Genomic DNA, 21,097 nt, shown 5'->3' with positions numbered 1-21,097 from the left:
CCTTTTTAGTTACTTATATGAAAAAAATTTAACTTTAGACTATCGATATTTTGTTACAATTATTCTTAGTAAAAATATATACATAAGTAACTATGCAACAATATAGTAACAAATATAATAAAAAAGCTATTTTGTTAGTTAATCTAGGTACACCAGATAACTATGATGCAAAATCCATCAAAAAATATCTTAGAGAATTTTTATCTGATCGAAGAGTAATAGAAGCTAATCCTTTATTATGGAAGCTAATCTTAAATTTAATTATTCTACCAATTCGTTCAAAAAAGAATGTCCATACTTATGAAGCCGTATGGAATAAAGCACATAATAAATCACCTCTGCTCCTATACACCGAGAATCTAGCGAAAAAACTAGATCAAAGAAGCGATAATTATATAGTAGATTGTGCGATGCGTTATGGTAATCCAAGCATTGAAAGTAAGATTAAAAGCTTACAAGATCAAGGGGTAACTGAGATAATAGTATTTCCACTATATCCTCAATATTCTGCGACTACTACTGCGACTGTGTATGATGAGGTTTATAGAGTCTTATCAAAGCTAAGATGGCAACCCACTATCAAAGCAATAAATCCTTACTATGATAATAAGTTTCATATTCAAACTATCAGTCAACAAATTAGAAATTATCTGCAAGCTACAGACTCATATCCGGATATAATTTTATTTTCTTTCCACGGCTTACCAAAGGAATATTTTGATAAAGGTGATCCCTACTATTGTCATTGTCACAAAACTTATCGCTTGGTTAAAGAGAGCCTACAGAATGAATATCCTAATATAGATTTTGAATTATCATTTCAATCTCGTTTTGGTCCTAAAAAATGGTTAGAACCATATACAACTGTCAAACTAGAAGAATTTGCAAAGCAAAATAAAAAAGTTGTAGTTATAGCCCCAGGATTTAGTGCCGATTGCCTAGAAACATTGGAAGAGCTAGCAATCACTGAAAAAGAAAACTTTATTGAAAAAGGTGGTAAAGAGTTTAATCTGATTCCATGTTTAAATGACTCTGATGAGCATGTCGATATGTTATACAAAATCATAGATGGTGAAATATGTCTAAAAAAATAGCTATACATTGGTTTCGTCAAGACTTACGCCTTGCGGATAACCCTGCTCTACATCAGGCTAGTCAAGCAGATGAAACAATTACAATATTTATACTAGACGAGAATCAAGAGATTGGTGGTGCTAGCAAACTTTGGCTTCATCACTCTTTGAACAGCCTAAATAAATCTCTAGATAATAAACTCCATTTTTTTAGAGGCAACCCTCTAAAAATCATAAAAAAACTTGTTAAAGAAAATAATATCACAGATTTTTATTGGAATAGATGTTATGACAAGTACAGTATTGATAGAGATACTCAGATTAAACAATTTCTACAAGAGCAAAATATAAATGTAAGTAGTTTTAATGGTAGTTTACTTATCGAACCATGGCAATGTAAAAAAAATGATGGCACACATTACAAGGTCTACACACCGTTCTATAAGGAACTTATCAAAATTAGAAAATATCGCTCAAATATTGCCAAACCATGTTTTAATTCGCTAGAAAAGCTAGAGACTGCAGCTGACTTAAGCTCTTTAAAACTATTAGAGCCAAAACTTTCTTGGCAAAATATAATAGATCAATGGCAAATTGGCGAAGTTGCCTCGCATCAAATCCTTGAGGAGTTTCTAGATAGTAAAGTAAAAGAATATAAAACAGCTAGAGACTTTATGAGTACAGACTCAACTTCTAAATTATCTCCATATTTACACTTTGGTGAGATATCACCTAACCAAATTTTTAATGCCGTGCAAAGTCTAGACTATATTGGTAACAATGAAGAGCACTTTATCAAAGAGTTAGTTTGGCGTGATTTCTCTTATTATCAGATATATTATTATCCTGAACTACATAACAAGAACATCAACCAAAAATTTGATAGTTTTGAATGGGATAATGATCCTACTCTTCTCAAAAAATGGCAAACAGGACATACTGGCATCCCGATAGTAGATGCGGGCATGAGAGAGCTTTGGCAGACTGGCTATATGCATAATCGCGTACGTATGATAGTTGCTAGCTTTCTTATCAAAAACTGTCTTATCCACTGGAAATATGGAGAAAAATGGTTTTTTGATACTTTATTTGATGCTGATTTTGCTAGTAATAATGCTAACTGGCAATGGGTTGCTGGTTGTGGTCTAGATGCTGCTCCTTACTTTAGAATTTTTAATCCTGTACTTCAAGCTGAAAAATTTGAAGCTTTTGAATATATCCGTAAGTATGTACCTGAACTCAAACTTTTACCCAATAAACTACTTGCAAAGCCATGGGAAGCAAGCGAGTTAGTATTACAAGAAGCAGGAGTTAAATTGGGCGATAATTATCCAAAACCTGTAGTAGACCTCAAAAAATCTCGAGATAAGGCATTAGAGTTGCATAAGAAATTAAACTAAAACTCAAATTTAATAAATTGCTTATATTGCTGCCTTTTCTTGAGTTTGATATCTGAATTATAGTAATTTCTGCTAACTACTGTAAATGTGTTCCTGTGTAAATTTCAAAAAATATATACTGCTAAATATAGCTTGAATCTACATATTTTCGATCTAGACTATTACACATTCAATTTCTCTAATATTCATAAGGAGTATTATAAAATGCTCATAATTGACATTATAACTTTAATAGCAGCAGGTATTGCAAGTGGTTTTTTCACTAGCTTATTCGGCTGGGGAGGAGGATTAACTATTGTACCTGCACTATTAATTTATTTTCCTCTGACTGGAGTAAGTCTGGCAATGTCAGTGCACTTAGCTTTTGGAACCTGTTTTTTAGTTATGCTAGTAACTAACATTGCCAGTACATATAGAAGTCATAGGTCTGGGCAAATGCTTTGGAATATCTTCCTGATATTACTTCCGTTAACAATATTTGGAATGATTGCTGGTGGTTTTATTGAGAAAATTATGCCTGCAGAAATGAATATTATTATTCTAATACTAATTACCATCTATGCTTTTATAAGATTCATTCAAAAACTAATATCTCACAAAAGCTCTAATAAAACATCGGATGAGATCAAAATAGACAAAAGAAAATATACTATTTTTGGTTTCTTTGTAGGATTGCTATCATCTTGTACGGGAGGTGGGTCAAGTCTAATGCTATCTCCTGTCTTAAAAAGCTCTAACCTTACTATGAAACAGACAATAGGCGTAATAACAGCGATGAATATGCTAATCGCTATGATGGGAATAATCGTCTTTATAATTATTGGAGCTCACATATCAAACTTACCGGCTTATAGTATTGGTTATGTTAATTTTTCTGTAGCACTTATACTAATTTTATGTTCTTTTGTTGGAGTACCTATAGGTCATAAAGTAGCAAAATATTTAGATGAATTTCAATATATAGCTCTTTACATTATTTCACTACTAGTCATTTTAATTATTTTAATTTTAAAGTTGACATAATACTTATTGTGACAATATCATAAAACATAGTTCAATTCCTTGCTATATAAAACTACAATTCCTAATAGCAACAAAATCTAACACTTATAACATACTAAAAACGTAAAAAAATTCCTGAATTTGTTAAATCGTATTTATAATTTAAACAAATTCTAGCCAGTGCAAAACTCAAGTTTAATGAACTGTTTATATTGCTGTCCTTTCTTGAGCTTAATATCTGACTTATCATAGTTTTTGCCAATTACTGGTATAAACTGTGGCTCAAAACATATTGCATGAAATTTCTGTGAATTTAAACCATTTGATAACTTCAAACCATCAGGAAAATTAGTAGTATATATCTGCGTAGCTGGATAAGAACTTGTTACTACAAGCTTTCGTCCACTGATCTCATCTGTCAATTTAATAGCCCCATCAACAATATAACAATGATCTACCCCGCCACCACTAAAATATTCAAAATTAGTTTCTAATTTATCTGCAATAACTGATTCTTGACTAAAATCCATTTCATAAGGAACTTTTATAATTTCCTTAGGTATACTGTTTGTATCAGTTATTACTACTCTCTCTGCAGATACTTGTAATTTGTGATTTTCAATAGTCGCTTTAAAATCTCCAGATAAATTGTAGTAATTGTGATTTGTGAGATTTAGCAATGTATCTTCATTAGCTATGGCTTCAAAATGGATTACTAATGAATTATCTTGTAACTCATAAGTTATATCAATCTGTACATCTGCTGGAAAACCATCATCTGATGATTTTTGAATACGACTAAATTTAACTTTATTTTGATTAATTGTATAATCAAATCGCTGATGAGAGATATTATTAAAACTTCCATGAAGAGTATTAATAGATTTCTCATTTTTACTAACACTATACTTTTTATTATTTAGGATAAACTCACCATCTTTGATCCTCCCAGCTACCCTACCGATACTAGCACCATAATATGATGGATTATTAAGATAATTTTCTATATCTGTATACTGTAAGATTATATTTTCAAACTTACCATTGTTATCTCTAGTTCTAAGAGAATATACAGTAGCTCCAATATCTAATAGTTCTAATTGGATATTATCATTTTCTAATGAAATTACATTTAGGAAGTTTTGTGCAGTTTTAATTCTTTTAGTAGATACTTTTAGCATAGTCTAATATCAATTTTGCAACTTGTGATTTTGATATATTATTATACTCTTTTAAATTATTTTCAGATAAGATTGTTACACTTGAATTATCATTACCAAATACTTCGGTTGAATTAGCAACTATCATATTTAGATTTTTTTTGACAAGCTTAGATCGAGCATATTCAACTATATTTTCAGACTCGGCCGCAAAGCCTATAGCAAAAATACTTGGATATGACTTTTTACAATTTGCTAAAACATCAGGATTTTTAATAAACTCTAAAGTTAAAGTTTCATCAGTTTTTTTAATTTTATTTGTAAATTTATTTTTGATCTTATAATCAGCTACTGCAGCACAACCAATAAAAATATCACTATCTTTAGCTTTCTCGAGCATTGCCTGATTCATCTCATCAGCACTTTTGGTATCAATAATTTCTAAATTAGGATGTTTAATATCAAAACTTATTGTAGTTTTTGCTTTTAATACTACTACATTTGCTCCTCTTACAAGTAACTCTCTTACCAATGCAAAACCCATCTTACCAGAGCTGTAATTTGATAGGTATCTAACACCATCGATATCTTCTACAGTTGCTCCTACTGTTATCACTACTTTTTTAGCTTTGAAATCTTGAGCAATATTCAATAACTCAAATAAAACTTCAGGCTCATGTAATCTGCCACCACCTATATCTCCACAAGCTTGAATGCCTTGATCTGGAGCAATCAAATTAAATCCTATATTTTGAAGCTTTGTGATATTAAGCTGAGTTAGTTGATTTTGCCACATATTTACATTCATAGCAGGAGCTATATATACTTTAGAATTATCCTCATTAGCTAATATTGTTTGACTTAATAAATCATCAGCTAAACCATGAGCTAATTTTGCAATAGTATTTGCTGAAGCCGGAACTATAAATATTTTATCAGCCCAACGTGATAAATTGATATGTGCCATACTTTGACTATATTCACTCATATTCAAAGATTCATCAGTGTAGACATTACAGCCTAAGGCTACTAAAAGTTCAGGCTTTATAAACTGCTGTGCTCCTTTAGTGACTATAGCTCTACACTCAACACCACTTTTAATAAAAAGTCTTATCAAATTTATAGTCTTAAAAGCTGATACACTACCAGTAATCCCAAATAAAATCTTATTACTCATAAATATTAATCTCTATTTATTTAATATCTTCTCTCTTTTATAAAACATTATTATTAGTAAAACCATAATAGCTACTAATACAGCTAAGATATTTACATTCATTCTAAATGTGCTTTCATTAGTAATCCAATAAGCAAAAATAATCCCAAAGAAAATACTACTAGTCCTGCCTAAGGCAAATATCATATTAGTAGCTAATGAACGAACTTCTGTTGGAAACTCAGTTGCTGCATATTGTGCCCACATAATGTTATAACCACCACCAATAAGCCCAATAAGTATTCCATAGAAAAATATAAAATCACTAGATACATATTTATACGCAAAGATACTCACCAGAAATATAACTATATTTATTACAAAAAATAAACTCGGTGATTTAAAATATTGGTTATATATTCCGCTAAGAATACTACTAATAATATTTCCTGCAAAAAATCCAAATAAAAACAGCTTAACTAAACTTGCAAAATCGACATCATTCGCGATGAATTTCACCAATGCAAACATTACAGTTATCACAAAGAAATAAGGTAGTGTAATTAAAAAGTTAAGAATCAGCGGTTTATTATAATTTCTGATAAGAAAACCAATACTTCCCGCATTTTTAAATTTATCAGATTTATACAACTCTATAAAATGTGGGGACTCTTCTAACACTCTTCGAAATGCGTATATACCCAAACCAGCAAATCCACCGAAAACGAACATCACTTTGTAAGAGAAAACACCAAAAAGTGTAGCAACAACTCCACCCATTACACCTAAAATATACAAAAGACTCATTCCCCAAGCGGCTAATCGAGGCGGAAAGAATTCTACTATCAAAACACTAGATACAGCAAACTCACTCGCTAGAGCCAAGTATGCTAAAAATCTTAGTAACATAAAAATGTAAATATTATTCACAAATATACACATCAAAGTAGTCAAAGAATAAAGCAAAATACTATATTTTATAACAGTAATACGCCCAAACTTATCAGCTAAGATACCAAAGAGGATTGCACCGACTAAGATACCAACCATTTGAATATTGTTTATCAAGTAATAAGTTTGTTGAATTTTAGTAGAATCAAAAATTCCAAATTGTTGTTTTAGTAGATCAACATAAGAAACACTAAACACCGTTAAATCATAAAAGTCTATAAAATAACCTAAACAAAGGATTATTAAAATCCATTTTGCATTTTTCATTACTCAAAATAAATTGATAATATTAGAGATGTATTATAGATAGATAAAAGTTTAATGACTATAGCTAAAAAGCATTAATCGACAATAATATTCTTCTCATTTGCTGTAGATCTACAAAATGCTACATAACGCTTATCAGTCACAAACAAATAGAAGACAATACCAACAGCTGCATCAGCAAAATAGTTTGTGATAGGTGTAGTTAAACAAACAAAAATTATAAATGGTAATATAAGCATCAGAAGGTTCTTAATTCCAATTCTTCTAAACTCAAGACTTGCATATATAGTTATAAGAACTACGAGTATAGCACTCATATTAATTTGTGTTTGAATCTCTACAGTATTAAGTAGTAATGTCAAAACTACAAATACTACTAAACCAAATAATCTAGTACGTGGTGCTAAAGCTCCCATACTCACAGGTGCTGCCATATATCCAATAATATGAAAGCCTGTCACAACCAACATTAAACCTGTCCAGTTGTCTGAGAAAAACAGAAATATAACTGACAATATAAAGTTTGCAAGAAGAGATCTACGCGAAATATTTACAACTGGAGTAATCTTAGCAAAGTATCTAGGCATCTGCCCTTCTGAGGACATTGCATATAGCATTCTCGAAGATGCACCTAAATATGTATAACCTGTAGCAGATGGACTAACAACACTATCAACTATAAGCAAAAATGAAATATATCCAAGTCCTAATAATGTTGCTAGCTGTAATAATGGTGAATCAAAATCTAAACCAGCCCAACCACCTTTTTCTAAAAGATATTGATGAGGTACCGCTTGCATGAATGCATATTGTAAGCCTAAATATAAAGTCAAAACTATTAGTAGCGCTAGAATAATAGCTAATGGGATATTTCTACCGGGGTTCTTAACTTCACTAGCATAAGCAACTACAGTTTGAAAGCCATTGAAAGTATATATTAAACCACCTGCAACAATAGCTGTTAATGCTGAGCTAAATCCAAACTGGGAATTATTAGGGATATCATCTGAGAACATACTTACATGATCAGAACTGTGCATAAGTGCATAAGCTATAAATATAATGACAATTATAAATGGAACCGCCATTTTAAAAACTGTTATAGCATTATTAACTCTAGCTAGTAGTTTGACACCATAAAAATTAATTACTAGATATATAAATAGTACAACTAGTGCAAAAATCATCCCTGACATAGTTAAAACACCATCGTGCATCAACCACTCCATAGCTTTAACACCTGATAAATACTGTGTAGTTGCTAAAGCCTCTGATGAAATAACCACTACAATACCAAACCAGTTTGCAAAAGCAAATGGCATTGCAAAAATACTATTATGAGATATCGCGCTCGATCTAGTAGTAGCTCCTCTTACTGGATACAGAGATACAACTTTACCAAGACATAGCGCAATCATCACAACAATTAATGCTGCTAAGATCCATGCTAAGAACGCCCAGTTACCAGCATTTTTAGCTGTAAGCTGAGCACTAAATAGCCAACCTGAGCCGACCATACAAGTAGTACCGATTAAAACGGCACTAAACAACGACATCTTTTTTACAGATACATTATCACTCATATTCATTCCTTATAATTAATTTAAAACTAGACAAAAAAATATTTTTCATATTTTTAAGCTATGATTATTTGATAGTTTTCGATCATTAACTGACAAAAAAATTTAACAACGTAACTTTTAAATTATCATCAAGAATATGAGTTTACAATATTTTTTATTCCTCTAGACTCATTAAAGAGGCATTACCACCAGATGCTGTAGTGTCAACACTAACTGTTTTTTCTACAACAAACCTGCGCAAATATAGAGGTGATGCTGTTTCTATTGCCAAGCTAGTACACTTACCATCTTTAGCAACACTCTCAGCAACAAACGGGATAATTGCTCCTCTACGTAACGCTAAAGCCTGATGAATCTGTTTAACAGAAGAAATACTTCCAGAAAAAGCTACTAAAGCTACCTTACTATTAAAGAGTAATGCCGAAATAATCTCCTCATCATCAGATAAGATTAGATGGATAACTTTAGGGTTAACTCCTGCTTTAAGCATTAACTTAACAATATTATAAGCTGTAAGGTTGCCTGTGTATGCCGGCTTTGTAACTACAGTATTACCTGCTAATAGTGCTGCTGTAGATTGACCTACAAATCTTATTAACATGTCACAGCTTGAACACATACTAATTACTACACCGCGACCTTTCAAGCTTAGTTCATCAATTTCACCTGTTGGTCCAGGCAGTAGTTCAGGATGAGCAAATTCTTTTTTAGCCTGTAAACAGTAGTATGCTACCTGCTGTATAGTTTTATCAATCTGAATATGAGCATCTTCTACAGATATATTTGACTCTGCGACCAAGCATGATGCTACTAGATGACGTTCTTTTTCTAATAAATCTAAGAATTTCTCAATAATTACAGCTCTGTCTTCAGCATTTATATGATTCCAAATATCTGCTTCTGCATTGGCGATTTCTATAGCTTTATCTACAGTACTTACTGAAGCAATATGTTTTTTACCAATATTTTTGCCATCAGCCGATTTTAAATCGATATATTTATCCTTTTTGGCTTTCTCACCAGCCACAATACTACTAATACTGTACTTATCTTTTATTAGTTTATTTGTGGCTTTTTCATCGTTAGAAATTTTTTCAGGATTATAAATCTCTTCTACTGCTCCAACACCTGATAGCTTCTCATTTGCCAAACGATGCATATAATAAGGACCACCTGCTTTTGGACCAGTACCAGACTTACCTTGTCCGCCGAAAGGCTGAACACCTACAACAGCACCAACAATATTCCTATTGACATAGACATTACCAGCTTTAATATTATTTTTAACATAGTTCATAACTTCATTAATTCTACTATGAACACCAGCAGTCAGACCATATCCAGTAGAATTAATATCTTTTACAAGTTTATTAAGCTCATTAGCTTTAAACCTAAGGATATGAAGAATCGGACCAAACTGCTCCCTACCAAGATCAGATAGTTTCTCTATTTCAAATGCTGTTGGCAATACAAAAGTACCCTCTTGAGTATCTTCATTTGGCTTTGATTGATATATTAGTTTAAATTGTTTTTTCTTCTCTTCTATATACGCATTTAGATTATCAGCTGCTTCTTTGTCTATTACAGGTCCAACATCTGTATCGATGTATTTTGAATCACCTATTTTAAGTTCTTTCATAGCACCAACAATCATTTTGATATAATTATCTGCTATATCTTCCTGTAAGCATAATATACGTAATGCTGAACATCGTTGGCCGGCACTGTCAAAAGCAGAACGTATAACATCAGCAGTAACCTGCTCAGGAAGTGAAGATGAATCAACAATTAAAGCATTTTGTCCACCTGTTTCTGCTATAAACGGTACTATCTCACTAGATTTTGATGCTAACGTTTGGTTTATAATTCCAGCGACCTCAGTTGAACCTGTAAATATTACACCTTTACACACAGGACTTTGAACCAAAGCACTACCAACAGTTGCTCCATCTCCAGGAGTAAACTGCAACACCCCTTTAGGAAGACCTGCCTTGAATAGTAATTTAACAGCTTTATAGGCAATGATTGGAGTCTGCTCAGCTGGCTTAGCAACTACTGTATTACCAGCAGCTAATACAGCGGTTATCTGACCTAAAAAAATTGCTAATGGGAAATTCCAAGGACTAATACATACCATAGCTCCTCTACCTGTAAACTCAATCTGTTTCAAATGATCAGATAACGCTGGTAAATCAATAGGTCCATTAAATTCTTTACGAGCTTGAGCTGCATAATAGCGACAAAAATCTACAGCTTCTCTAACTTCATCAATTGCATTTGATAAAGTTTTACCCGCTTCAATCATAGCTATAGCGATAAATTCATTAGTATTTTTCTCTAATAGATCTGCGAATTTCTCTAAGATTTCTGCTCTTTGGGATGCAGGAGTACTGTTCCAATCCTCAAAAGCACTCTGAGCATTTTTCAATGCTCTTTTAGCCATTTTGGCATCAGCATTGATAACAGACCCTATTGTATTTCCAGTATTAGGATTTATAACCTCTTCAGCAGTTGTTTTGTCAATATCAACATTAGAGACTATTGGTTTTGCTTTGTATGTATTTTTATGAGTATATTTCTCAATATTTTTATACATACTAGCAAGTTCAGCAAAGTCATTTGTATTGTAGCCTTGTGAATTTAACCTAGGAGCTACTATATCTTTAGGATAAGGTATATTAGGATGCTGACCACAGCCATAATCTATAGCTTTTTTAACTGGATCCTCTATTAGCTCTTCAATAGGTAAATTTTCATCAACGATTCTATTTACAAATGAACTATTAGCACCATTTTCTAATAATCTTCTAACTAAATATGCAAGTAAATGCTTATGACCTCCAACAGGCGCATATATTCTACAAGGAATCTCCTCATATCCCTCTTTACCTACGATATTATCATATAGAGGATCTCCCATACCGTGTAGACATTGAAATTCAAAATCTTTATTACCATTAGCTAACTCCATAACTACAGCTACAGTTTGCGCATTGTGCGTAGCAAATTGAGGGTAAATATATTGATGGTTTTCAAAAAGTTGTTCTACACATGCTTGATAAGAAACATCTGTATGATATTTACGTGTAAATACCGGATAGCCATCTAAACCTTGCTCTTGAGCATGTTTGATTTCAGCATCCCAATATGCACCTTTTACAAGACGAATCATAAATCTTCTATTTGTTTTCTTAGCAAGATTAGCTAAGTAGTCTAGTACGTAAGGAGCTCTTTTTTGATAAGCCTGAACAACTATACCAATTCCATCAAATCCATCTAGAGATGGCTCATGAGCTAATCTCTCTACTAGCTCCAAAGATATTTGTAACCTCTCAGTTTCTTCTGCATCAATATTCATGCCAACATTATACTGTTTAGCTAATTGAGTAAGCTTTAGAAGTTTTGGATATAACTCCTGATGAACTCTTCGGTGTTTAGCAACCTCATAGCGTGGATGCAAAGCAGATAGTTTTATGGATATACCTGGATTCTTTTTAATTTCTTTATTTGTAGCATATTTAGCTAATTCATTAATAGCATGTATATATTGTTCATAGTAGTAGTCAGCATCAGCCATTGTCATCGCTGCTTCACCTAACATATCATAGGAGTAGCTATAGCCTCTAGCAACTTTCACCTCTGATACTTTTAATGCTTCTTCAATAGTTTCACCAAGTACGTATTGCTTACCAACTATTTTCATCGCTTGCTTCATAGCCTGACGAATTACGGGTTCACTCGATTTTTTTAGTAAATTTTGAAATACTTTTCGATATGCTCCATGAGGATTTTTTAGTATTTTACCTGTTAGCATCAAGCTCCAAGTAGCAGCATTGACAAACAGATGCTTTTCTCTACCAACATGATTCTTCCAAGCAGCACTTGTGAGCTTATCTTTTATTAACAAATCAATAGTATATTTATCAGGAACTCTTAATAATGCCTCAGCTAAACACATTAGAACTATGCCCTCTTCAGACGATAAATCGTACTCAATCATAAAAGCATCGATACCAGATTTTTTTAATCTATTTTTTCTAACTTTTTCTACTAGGCTATATGCTCTTTCTCTTACTTGAGCTTTCTGGACACTTGTCATGTGAGCTTTTTCAACAAGCTTAGTTACAGCTTCTTTTTCTTCTACTAACCAATATTTAGAGATATTCATTATTTCACTTGAAATAGGATACTCACTTGAATGATTTAATAAGTTATTCATATAGTTTCCTCTTATATTTACTTTAGTATATTTTTATTAAACTTCTTTTTCTCTTGAATAATTTTATCAACAAGCTCTTTATATTTATCAGGTGGAGTTACCCCTTTAAATAACCAATCAAACATATCATTATCTTCACTAGCCAAAAACTCAACAAAAAGTTTCTTACCAGTAAGATCTTCTTGCATATAACAATTATTTAAATATGGCGCTAAGATTATATCAAGTTCAAGCATCCCTCTACGTGCAGAGTATTTTATTTTTTCAACTGAATTGAATATAAGATCATTTTTTATTTTCATGATAGACGAGCTTATTAAATATAAGGATTACACTAGTTTATACTATACACTTAACACAACCAATATCGTTAAAGGAATTATTTCAAAAAATACTCTTTTATTTAGCTAAACATTCCGGTATTATTTGCTCTATAATTTTAGGTTTATTCATAGCATTTATTACCTATCTAAAATAAGTTTATTCAAACAAAAAAATACTAAAAGGATTTAAATTTAATGGCTATCAGTCAAAATGTTACAAAAATACTTCAAGATATTGACGAACTGGATTTATTTAGCAATATTTCAGATGAGTGGTCAACACTACTTAATGAACCTGATGAAGAAATCAAAATCAAAAAACTATATTCTGCATTAGTAAAGGAAAGTATCCGTCGTGAGACTGCAGAAAGATTAGCTAAGGATGCTAGGTCATATTGCGATCTTGTTCAAGAACAATCTAAACAACGCATATCTGACTTGAAAGAAAGTCTAGAAAGTCAAATTACTTTTTTGACTCAACAAATTAAAGATTTGAAAGATGAGTCTTCAAAAAATCTAGACTACTATAGAAAAGAACTAAAAAAAGCTACTAAAAATCTAATAGAAAATAAAAATTAAATCATCAGTATAGCTAGTTTCAAATAACTACTTTGCTTCGATTAAAATTAAGAAAACCAATACTACCTATCGATATATCTAAAATTTCCAGTATAGGAAAACACTTCTTTGTTGTTACACCTTGAAAAAACAGCTCTTGAAAACCTATCTTGATTATCTTTTTCTATTTCTAAATCAGCACAATTAGTTATAACCTTACCTTGATCATCTAAAACACCATAGCTTGCATAAGAAACGCCTAAAAGTGATAAAAACATCAATCCTGTTACTAAAATTTTACCTTTCATATTACATAACATATTAAGAGTTACTTATAAAAACATATTACCAAAGTAACTACTTATTTTCTATTAGAGTTTATTAAGAATAATTCTAAGTCTCTTTTAGACTGTTTTTGCAAAGCTAAATTGCCAATGTCTTTTATAAGAATAAATTTTAGCTCTTTATTGCTATTTTTCTTATCTAAAAGCATAGCATTTAAAAATTCTCTTTGACAAATATCTTTAGGAAAGTCAGTTGAGATTCTAAAGCTAGTTATGAACCCTTTAAAGTCTTTTGCTTGTTGCTCTGATATCATCCCTAGATAGCAAGAAAAATCTATAGCTTGTGCCATCCCAACACCCACAGCTTCGCCATGCTTTAGCCCCAAATACTTTTGACACTTCTCAATAGCATGACCAAAAGTATGGCCAAAATTAAGTATAGCTCTAGCTCCTGTAGTTTCTTTTTCATCTTCAGCTACGACTTCCGATTTAATATGGCAGCTTCTTTTTACCATCTCAATCAAAGTAGAAGTATCTTTAGCTAAGATTTTTTCTTTATTTAAGTCAAGCCAAATATAAAAATCTCTAGATATAAAAGCATACTTAACAACTTCAGCCATACCAGATATATATTCTCTTTGGGGTAAAGTTTGATAAAACTGTACAGATGTATATACAAGCTTTGGTTGATAAAAAGCTCCTATCATATTTTTGCCTAGAGAATGATTTATCGCTGTCTTACCACCAACAGAAGAATCCACTTGTGATAATAATGTAGTCGGTATTTGAATGAAATCTACTCCTCGCTGATATATCGCAGCTGCAAATCCCGTGATATCACCAACAACACCTCCTCCTAATGCTACTAAAACGGTAGAGTTACGTGTATACTGATTCTGCAACAAACATGACAAAATCTTATCCAAGCTCTGTTGCGACTTATATTGTTCCCCATCTTCAAGTATACATGTTTTGATGTTTAACTCATTGGGTACTGAGTCTAAAAATATACTGAGATACAAATCAGCTACGGTAGTGTTCGTAACGACCAAAATCTGTTTGTTTTCTATCCATGAGAAAATATGAGAAAAATCTAGTGAGGAATCTACTAAAATATCATAAGCTGCACTAGATGTGGGACTAACTAATAATTTACTAATCACAGAATTGTTTCTTCAACTAGGAATGTAGATATTTTATTAACTATATTTTTAACCGTTGCACCATTTGTCTCAACCACAACATCAGCAATACTCCTATACAAAGGCTCTCTCTCAGCCATTAACTGTTCTAAAACAGGTCTTTTATCATCGACTCTCAGAAGAGGTCTCTTTGTATCTTTAGCAGTTCTCTCAAGTTGTTGCTCAATAGTCGCCTCAAGATAGACAACTTTGCCACGTGATGATAGTAATGATCTAGTATCAGAATCAAGGATAGCACCACCACCGGTAGCCAATACTATATTTTGTTTTTCCGCTAAAATTTCAGCGATAACATCTCTCTCGCGCTGCCTAAAACCTTCTTCACCCTCCAGGTCAAAGATCCAATTAATATCAACGCCACATTTTTTTTCTATTGTATCATCAGAATCTATAAACTCTAATTTTAACTGTTTCGCTAATTGCTTACCAATAGTAGATTTTCCAGCACCAACTGGACCAATTAAGAAAATATTTTTTGTTCTTATCATTTTTGACTCAAAATTATAAGTTGATTACACACTGTGATAGTTTGTTACTAATCACCCCTTGTACATAAAAAATTATAGGCTATAAGATACCTAAATATTAATACTATTGCAACTATTATCTACTATCATTTTTGGACTCGTGACTCAATAATCTTAGGTGTGATGAAAATTAAAAGTTCAGCATCTTTATCATCTATCTTAGTAAAACTAAATAAATAACCTAGATATGGGATATCACCTAAAAATGGTATCTTATTGCGAGTCTCTGTTTGAGTTTTGGTATAGATACCGCCAATTACAACTGTATCACTATCTTTAACCATAACCTTTGTAGTTACTTCTCGTTTTTTAATAAGCGGTGGCAAATCTTCACCAGTCGAAGTTTTACCTGAAGATGCTCCAACACTGTTTTTCGTTACAAGCACTTCCATTACAATATTACCGTCTGGCGCAATCTGAGGTGTAACTTGTAGCTCTAAAACTGCCTCTTGGAATGCTACTGATGCTGCCCCTGATGCAGTAGCCTGTTGATACGGTACATCTGTACCATCTTTAATAAATGCAGTTTCATTATTTGCGACAACCAAATGTGGAGATGATACCTCATTAGCCAAAGATTCATTCTCCAAAGCTCTAATCTCCATTTCCAAATTAAGACCACCTGCCAATGTGTATGCTAACTTAGCAGTACTTGCAACTACGCTTTGATCATCGCCACCTGTCTGCGTACCATATGTGTTAAGACCTATATCAACGCCTGAAGGATGACTAACTGTGTAGTTAAAACCAAGCTCTAATCCACTTGTTCTAGTAACCTCGACAATTCTTGCCTCAATTAGCACCTGATCATTAGGTATATCAATTTCATTCACAACTTCTTTAATACGCGGAATTTTTTCTTCTGTATCTGTTACTATGAGAGTGTTTGTACGAGCATCTGAAGTTATACTACCTCGTGGTGACATAATTCCACCATTCTGTTTTGCCATAGACGTGATAACAGTTTGAGCTGCTTGTGCTGTGGTATAATTTAGAGGAATAAACTCTGTTACCAATGTGGCATTATTCTCTAGCGACCTTTTTGTTTGTAGCTCTAGTTGCTCCTGAGCAGCGATTTCAGCAGCAGTTGCAACATACAGGATACTACTCATCTTCTTAGTAGCAAGACCTTTGCTAACAAGGACAATATTCATAACCTCATTCCACGGAACATTCTTAAGGTCTATAGACATGTTTCCACGCACACTACTACTTACAACCAAGTTTAACCCAGCAAACTCTGATAAAACCTGTAAAACAGTCTGCACAGGAGTATCTTTGAAGGATATAGATATAGGCTCATTAACATTAAAGCCTTCAACCCGACTGTTACGTCTATCTATCTTAAATTTAAAAGTATTACCCTCTTTAAAATCGCTTAACGCTATTCTATCTAATGAGTGTATTATAAAAATAACATTACCATTATCTTTAAGAATCTTAATAGAGTCTACTATCGTGTTAAATACTTTGGTATCAATATTACTGACCCATTTATCAGAAATAGTTGTATCATCAAAAGTTATCGTAAGAGTATATCCATCTTGTGATAATTTAGTTTTATATCCAGCAAAATTACTAATATTTTCTTCAAAAGCCACATCAAAAACAGCACTACCATTCAAGCTTCGATGAAATTCTAAATCTTTTATATGTTTATTATAGTTAGTAGTTTTATTTTCATCTCTTCCAACTATTTTTGTTTCTGGCTGCTTAGTTTCTTGAAGCTGGTTTATTGCTGTTTGGTTAGCCTCTTTTGGGTCAGCAAATGATACTTCACAACCCAAGAACCCTCCAATCACGGTCAAAATAGCTAATAATTTATTTTTTCTAAAAAACATTAATTCATCCTAATGTATAACAACTGGAGTTTTTTGCCAAACTCTTTTTTCATTATTCTTTTTCCATTCGTCAACTACAATACCTTCTTTGGTAATATCTTTGACTTTTCCATAGTTTTGTCCAATTAATTCACCTTGCTTAACATATATTGGCTTAGTTTCCATTGAACTCTCTATTACACCCCATTTTTGCTTATTTTGAAGAACAACTCCTTTAAATTTAAAAGAGTTTAAAGGATATTGTTGTAAACCTGTAGGTTTAGTATTCATAACCTCTTTAAGCTCTTCTGGAATAACTATAGGTTTTAACTTAACAACCTGTTGTTTTTGTTCAATACCTTTAATTGGAACTTTCTTCTCAAAAGGGAGTGCATGATCAACATTAAAAACATTACGTATCTTTGATAATCTTTCAAAGGTTAATGTATCCCCTTTATATTCAGGGATGTCAAGCTTTTCGGTACTCTTCATAGTTTTAGTCCTATTTTGAATAAGCTCATTAACTTGGTTTATTCTAGTTTCATAATTAGCATAGCAACTGCCGTAGCTACTCAGTAATAATACAAAACTTAGAAATTTTAATCTTTGATGTCTAATCATTTAATTTACGCTCCTACTCCTTGACGTGAATAGGTCTGTAAATTTAGTTCGGTAACTATTTTAGTATCAGACTCTTTTTTAATGTTTATATTTGTAATAACCGCTATATCTTTCATATCAATTAGAGCAACAAAAAGCTTAATTAACTGAGGAAAATCACCAACTAATTTAGCTTTAAAATCAAGAGCGTATAAATCTAAATATTTATTTTTTTCGACTCCTGCAGGTGAAAGATCAATAATTGTAATACCAGAACTACGAATAGCTTCATTTAATGCAGATAAAAAAATAGGTACAGAATGACGCTCGGGAATACTAAATCTTTCTTCAATATTATGTTTTTCTAACACCTTAACTTGCTCTTTAAGTGCGTTTAAGTCTTTCTCTTTCTTAATTAATCTAGGTATTTGAGATTCCATAGATTTTATATGGCTTTCTCTTTGATTTGCCTTTGATATAACTGGGCTTACCAATATACCATAAAATATAAAAACAAATAGAACAAAAGTTACTATCAGCACAGGTAGTTTAATTTTCAGAGGAGTATCAATAACAATTACAGAGTACTTGTTAGATAAAAGAAATTTTCTAATTTTATCTACCATTTCACACTCTCCCCCTTAAACGCATTACCTTCACCAAACTTAAACTCTAGAGAGAAGCTTCTTTGACCATTTTTTTCTGATCCTAGATTTTTAAGTTCCACTTTTTTAACTCTAAACTCTATTTCTAAGTTTTTCATAAAAATTGAAAGTAATTTCAAATCTCTAACATCGCCTGTAATAACAATGATATCAGTATTTGATACATAATTAATATTGGTAATATATAACTGGTCAGTAATAGCTCTAGAAATTTTCTCTATACCAAGTAATATATAATACTGGCTAGCTTTAATATTTGCCAAGTCAGATGATACATCTAACAGTTTATCTCTTTGATTTTTTACGTCTGAGTATTCTGCTACATTTTTATTAAGCTTACTAATTTGAGTCTGGATATATCTCTCTACCTTTATATCTTCATCACTAGACCACGAAAATATTATCGAAAGAATAAACATTGATATAAAAGCTACCAATACCATAAATGCTAGATCAACACCTATGTAAGTAAGCTTTTTTTGGCGCCAACGACCACGTACAAAATTAAGATTTTTCATTACTACAAAGCCTCCTTCATAGCAATCGCCACTGACAAAACATATCTATATGGCTGCTCTATGCTCCCAAAACTCTGGGAATCAATATTTACAAATGGATCAAGTATTTTACAATTTTTTTGAGACAAATCTTTTATTGACTCAAAGATACTTTCAAAATTTTGCTTAATTCCATATACGTATACATTATTATCTTGAACTTCATCAAAACTGTCAAAATTACTTTCACTAAGATCCAAAGACATAAAATCCATAAACCTTAATAGCAGCTGGATAACTTCATCAACATAAGCTATATCACTAATATTTTCATCAAAAATTTTAACAGATTCATAACTTTTTAATTCGCCTTGAGGAGAAAAGCTATAAATAGATAATTTATCTGAATATAAGCCTAAAAATATACTATCATTTGCATGCTTAGATATTTCACTAAGATAAAGATTTGAAACAAAATCACTAATCGCAAGCTTATCTAAAACACATGCAGACAAGGCTCTCTTTGCTTTATTAGCAATGTTATATAACTTTTTCATCTTTTCATTATCAGATATATAATAGACTATTAACGTACCATTACTTTCCAATTGATCGTAATAGTCATATGCAATATCAGCATAACTCTCTGGAAAACGCTTCTTCAAAAAGTATTCAGATATATAAAAAAGTACACCTTCTTTTTTGATTATCTCTAGTGCTCTTTTATCACAAGAAATTTCTTCTTTTGTAACATCAATTTCATTATAACTAGCAAAACCTAGTTTAGTAAAACGGCCAAGTTTATTCCTTTTTATTATTTCCGCAATAACGCTACCAACGTATTCCGTTGTTAACTCACCTTCAAAATATGCTTCAGACGTAAAAATATCACTATCACAGCTAACTAGCGCGTAGCTATCGCCTTTTCTGTCAAGCTTCACACTAGCAAGTGAACACCTATCATATTCAACACCCAAAACTGTTCTTTGAGCTTTTTTGCGTCTTTTCTCAAGTAATAACGATATCATAAAATTTCTTATAAAAAACTGTAGCCAAAAATTAGATACTCTATTTCTAGATATATAAGTTTGTTTATTTTATAATTAAATCCACATTAAGTAAACTATAGTTTTAAAACGTTAAGGCTAAATTAACTATGCGTATAATACTTTTAGGTGCCCCTGGAGCTGGCAAAGGGACTCAAGCAAAAATAATCGAAGACAAATATAGTATCGCTCATATATCTACAGGAGATATGATTAGAGAGACAATTAAGTCAGGAAGTAATATTGGTCAAGAACTAAAAAAAGTGCTCGATGCCGGACAGTTAGTTTCAGATGAATTTATCATCCAGATTGTTGAAGACAGAATTTCTAAAGACGACTGTAAAAATGGTTTTTTACTAGATGGAGTACCTAGAACAATAACTCAAGCAGAAGAACTAGACAGATTGGGTGTAAATATAGACTATATAGTTGAAGTTGATGTTGCTGATAGTCTATTAATAGAAAGAATAACAGGTAGAAGAGTTCATCCTGCATCTGGTAGAACATATCACACTAAATTTAACCCCCCTAAAGTTGAAGGCAAAGATGACGTTACAGGAGAAGACCTGATAACCCGTACTGATGATAATGAAGATACAGTTAAAGAAAGACTCTCTGTGTACCACGCTCAAACGTCTAAGCTAATTGATTTTTATAGAAACTTCTCATCTGCAAATACAAAAACGCCAAAATATATAAAAATAGATGGCGATCAAGCTGTTGATAAAGTATCACAGGATATTTTTAACCAACTTAAATAGCTA

Annotated in this window: 19 protein-coding genes; 5 read left to right on the top strand and 14 right to left on the bottom strand. The window is 32.0% G+C overall.

Annotation, left to right across the window (positions count from 1 at the left end; all coding sequences use genetic code 11):
* Positions 1-92: 92 nt before the first annotated feature.
* The 3 genes from hemH to F0R75_RS03105 all read left to right on the top strand — a co-directional run bounded on the left by hemH (position 93) and on the right by F0R75_RS03105 (position 3,496).
* Positions 93-1,094, top strand: a complete 1,002-nt coding sequence (gene hemH, locus F0R75_RS03115) for a ferrochelatase (protein WP_149368375.1) — start codon at positions 93-95, stop codon at positions 1,092-1,094.
* A complete protein-coding gene (locus tag F0R75_RS03110) occupies positions 1,079-2,473 on the top strand; it encodes a cryptochrome/photolyase family protein (protein ID WP_149368376.1) in 1,395 nt (464 codons plus the stop codon). The genes hemH and F0R75_RS03110 overlap by 16 nt, the downstream gene beginning before the upstream one ends.
* A gap of 204 nt (positions 2,474-2,677) precedes the next feature.
* Positions 2,678-3,496, top strand: a complete 819-nt coding sequence (locus tag F0R75_RS03105; protein WP_149368377.1) for a sulfite exporter TauE/SafE family protein — start codon at positions 2,678-2,680, stop codon at positions 3,494-3,496.
* 152 nt (positions 3,497-3,648) lie between these two features.
* Here F0R75_RS03105 and F0R75_RS03100 read toward each other — a convergent pair whose 3' ends face one another.
* From F0R75_RS03100 to F0R75_RS03075, 6 genes are all read right to left on the bottom strand, one after another.
* The gene (locus F0R75_RS03100; RefSeq protein ID WP_149368378.1) at positions 3,649-4,656 is read right to left on the bottom strand and encodes an aldose epimerase family protein; all 1,008 of its coding nucleotides are present in this window, start codon (positions 4,654-4,656) and stop codon (positions 3,649-3,651) included.
* Positions 4,637-5,812: a bifunctional phosphopantothenoylcysteine decarboxylase/phosphopantothenate--cysteine ligase CoaBC gene (coaBC, locus tag F0R75_RS03095; RefSeq protein WP_149368379.1), complete on the bottom strand. Its 1,176-nt coding sequence runs from the start codon at positions 5,810-5,812 to the stop codon at positions 4,637-4,639. The genes F0R75_RS03100 and coaBC overlap by 20 nt, the downstream gene beginning before the upstream one ends.
* Positions 5,813-5,824: 12 nt before the next feature.
* On the bottom strand, positions 5,825-7,009 hold the full coding sequence (locus F0R75_RS03090; RefSeq protein ID WP_149368380.1) for an MFS transporter: 1,185 nt from the start codon (positions 7,007-7,009) through the stop codon (positions 5,825-5,827).
* 74 nt (positions 7,010-7,083) lie between these two features.
* Positions 7,084-8,592: an APC family permease gene (locus F0R75_RS03085; protein ID WP_149368381.1), complete on the bottom strand. Its 1,509-nt coding sequence runs from the start codon at positions 8,590-8,592 to the stop codon at positions 7,084-7,086.
* A 154-nt stretch (positions 8,593-8,746) separates the two neighbouring features.
* On the bottom strand, positions 8,747-12,811 hold the full coding sequence (gene putA / locus F0R75_RS03080; protein ID WP_149377197.1) for a bifunctional proline dehydrogenase/L-glutamate gamma-semialdehyde dehydrogenase PutA: 4,065 nt from the start codon (positions 12,809-12,811) through the stop codon (positions 8,747-8,749).
* A 17-nt stretch (positions 12,812-12,828) separates the two neighbouring features.
* The gene (locus F0R75_RS03075) at positions 12,829-13,113 is read right to left on the bottom strand and encodes an FAD assembly factor SdhE (protein ID WP_146422071.1); all 285 of its coding nucleotides are present in this window, start codon (positions 13,111-13,113) and stop codon (positions 12,829-12,831) included.
* Positions 13,114-13,329: 216 nt separating this feature from the next.
* Here F0R75_RS03075 and F0R75_RS03070 point away from each other — a divergent pair, with 216 nt between their 5' ends.
* Positions 13,330-13,713 (top strand): hypothetical protein, encoded by a 384-nt coding sequence (locus F0R75_RS03070; RefSeq protein WP_013923000.1) that lies wholly within the window; start codon positions 13,330-13,332, stop codon positions 13,711-13,713.
* A 62-nt stretch (positions 13,714-13,775) separates the two neighbouring features.
* On the opposite strand, the gene F0R75_RS03065 is transcribed toward F0R75_RS03070, so the two are convergent.
* The 8 genes from F0R75_RS03065 to F0R75_RS03030 form a co-directional block, all read right to left on the bottom strand.
* Positions 13,776-14,000, bottom strand: coding sequence for a hypothetical protein (locus tag F0R75_RS03065; protein ID WP_041263936.1), 225 nt, complete (start codon positions 13,998-14,000; stop codon positions 13,776-13,778).
* Between the two features lie 53 nt (positions 14,001-14,053).
* Positions 14,054-15,139, bottom strand: coding sequence for a 3-dehydroquinate synthase (gene aroB / locus F0R75_RS03060; RefSeq protein WP_149368383.1), 1,086 nt, complete (start codon positions 15,137-15,139; stop codon positions 14,054-14,056).
* Positions 15,136-15,666 (bottom strand): shikimate kinase AroK, encoded by a 531-nt coding sequence (aroK, locus tag F0R75_RS03055; protein WP_013922997.1) that lies wholly within the window; start codon positions 15,664-15,666, stop codon positions 15,136-15,138. Before aroK ends, aroB begins: the two co-directional genes overlap by 4 nt.
* A 125-nt stretch (positions 15,667-15,791) precedes the next feature.
* Positions 15,792-17,546, bottom strand: a complete 1,755-nt coding sequence (locus F0R75_RS03050; RefSeq protein WP_149368384.1) for a type IV pilus secretin PilQ — start codon at positions 17,544-17,546, stop codon at positions 15,792-15,794.
* Between the two features lie 9 nt (positions 17,547-17,555).
* Complete coding sequence (locus tag F0R75_RS03045) at positions 17,556-18,146, bottom strand: pilus assembly protein PilP (RefSeq protein WP_149368385.1); 591 nt, start codon at positions 18,144-18,146, stop codon at positions 17,556-17,558.
* A gap of 5 nt (positions 18,147-18,151) precedes the next feature.
* A complete protein-coding gene (locus tag F0R75_RS03040) occupies positions 18,152-18,751 on the bottom strand; it encodes a type IV pilus inner membrane component PilO (protein WP_149368386.1) in 600 nt (199 codons plus the stop codon).
* Entirely contained in the window at positions 18,745-19,308 is a 564-nt protein-coding gene (locus tag F0R75_RS03035; protein ID WP_013922993.1) for a PilN domain-containing protein, read from the bottom strand. The genes F0R75_RS03040 and F0R75_RS03035 overlap by 7 nt, the downstream gene beginning before the upstream one ends.
* A 2-nt stretch (positions 19,309-19,310) precedes the next feature.
* Positions 19,311-20,315, bottom strand: coding sequence for a type IV pili (locus tag F0R75_RS03030; protein ID WP_149368387.1), 1,005 nt, complete (start codon positions 20,313-20,315; stop codon positions 19,311-19,313).
* Positions 20,316-20,443: 128 nt separating this feature from the next.
* Between F0R75_RS03030 and adk the strand changes: the two genes are divergently transcribed.
* Complete coding sequence (adk, locus tag F0R75_RS03025; RefSeq protein WP_149368388.1) at positions 20,444-21,094, top strand: adenylate kinase; 651 nt, start codon at positions 20,444-20,446, stop codon at positions 21,092-21,094.
* Positions 21,095-21,097 lie beyond the last annotated feature (3 nt).

The sequence above is a fragment of the Francisella marina genome (genome assembly GCF_008369785.1).
Taxonomy (GTDB): domain Bacteria; phylum Pseudomonadota; class Gammaproteobacteria; order Francisellales; family Francisellaceae; genus Francisella; species Francisella salimarina.
Note: the sequence above shows the minus strand (reverse complement) of the source record. Positions and strands in the feature narration are given on the sequence as shown.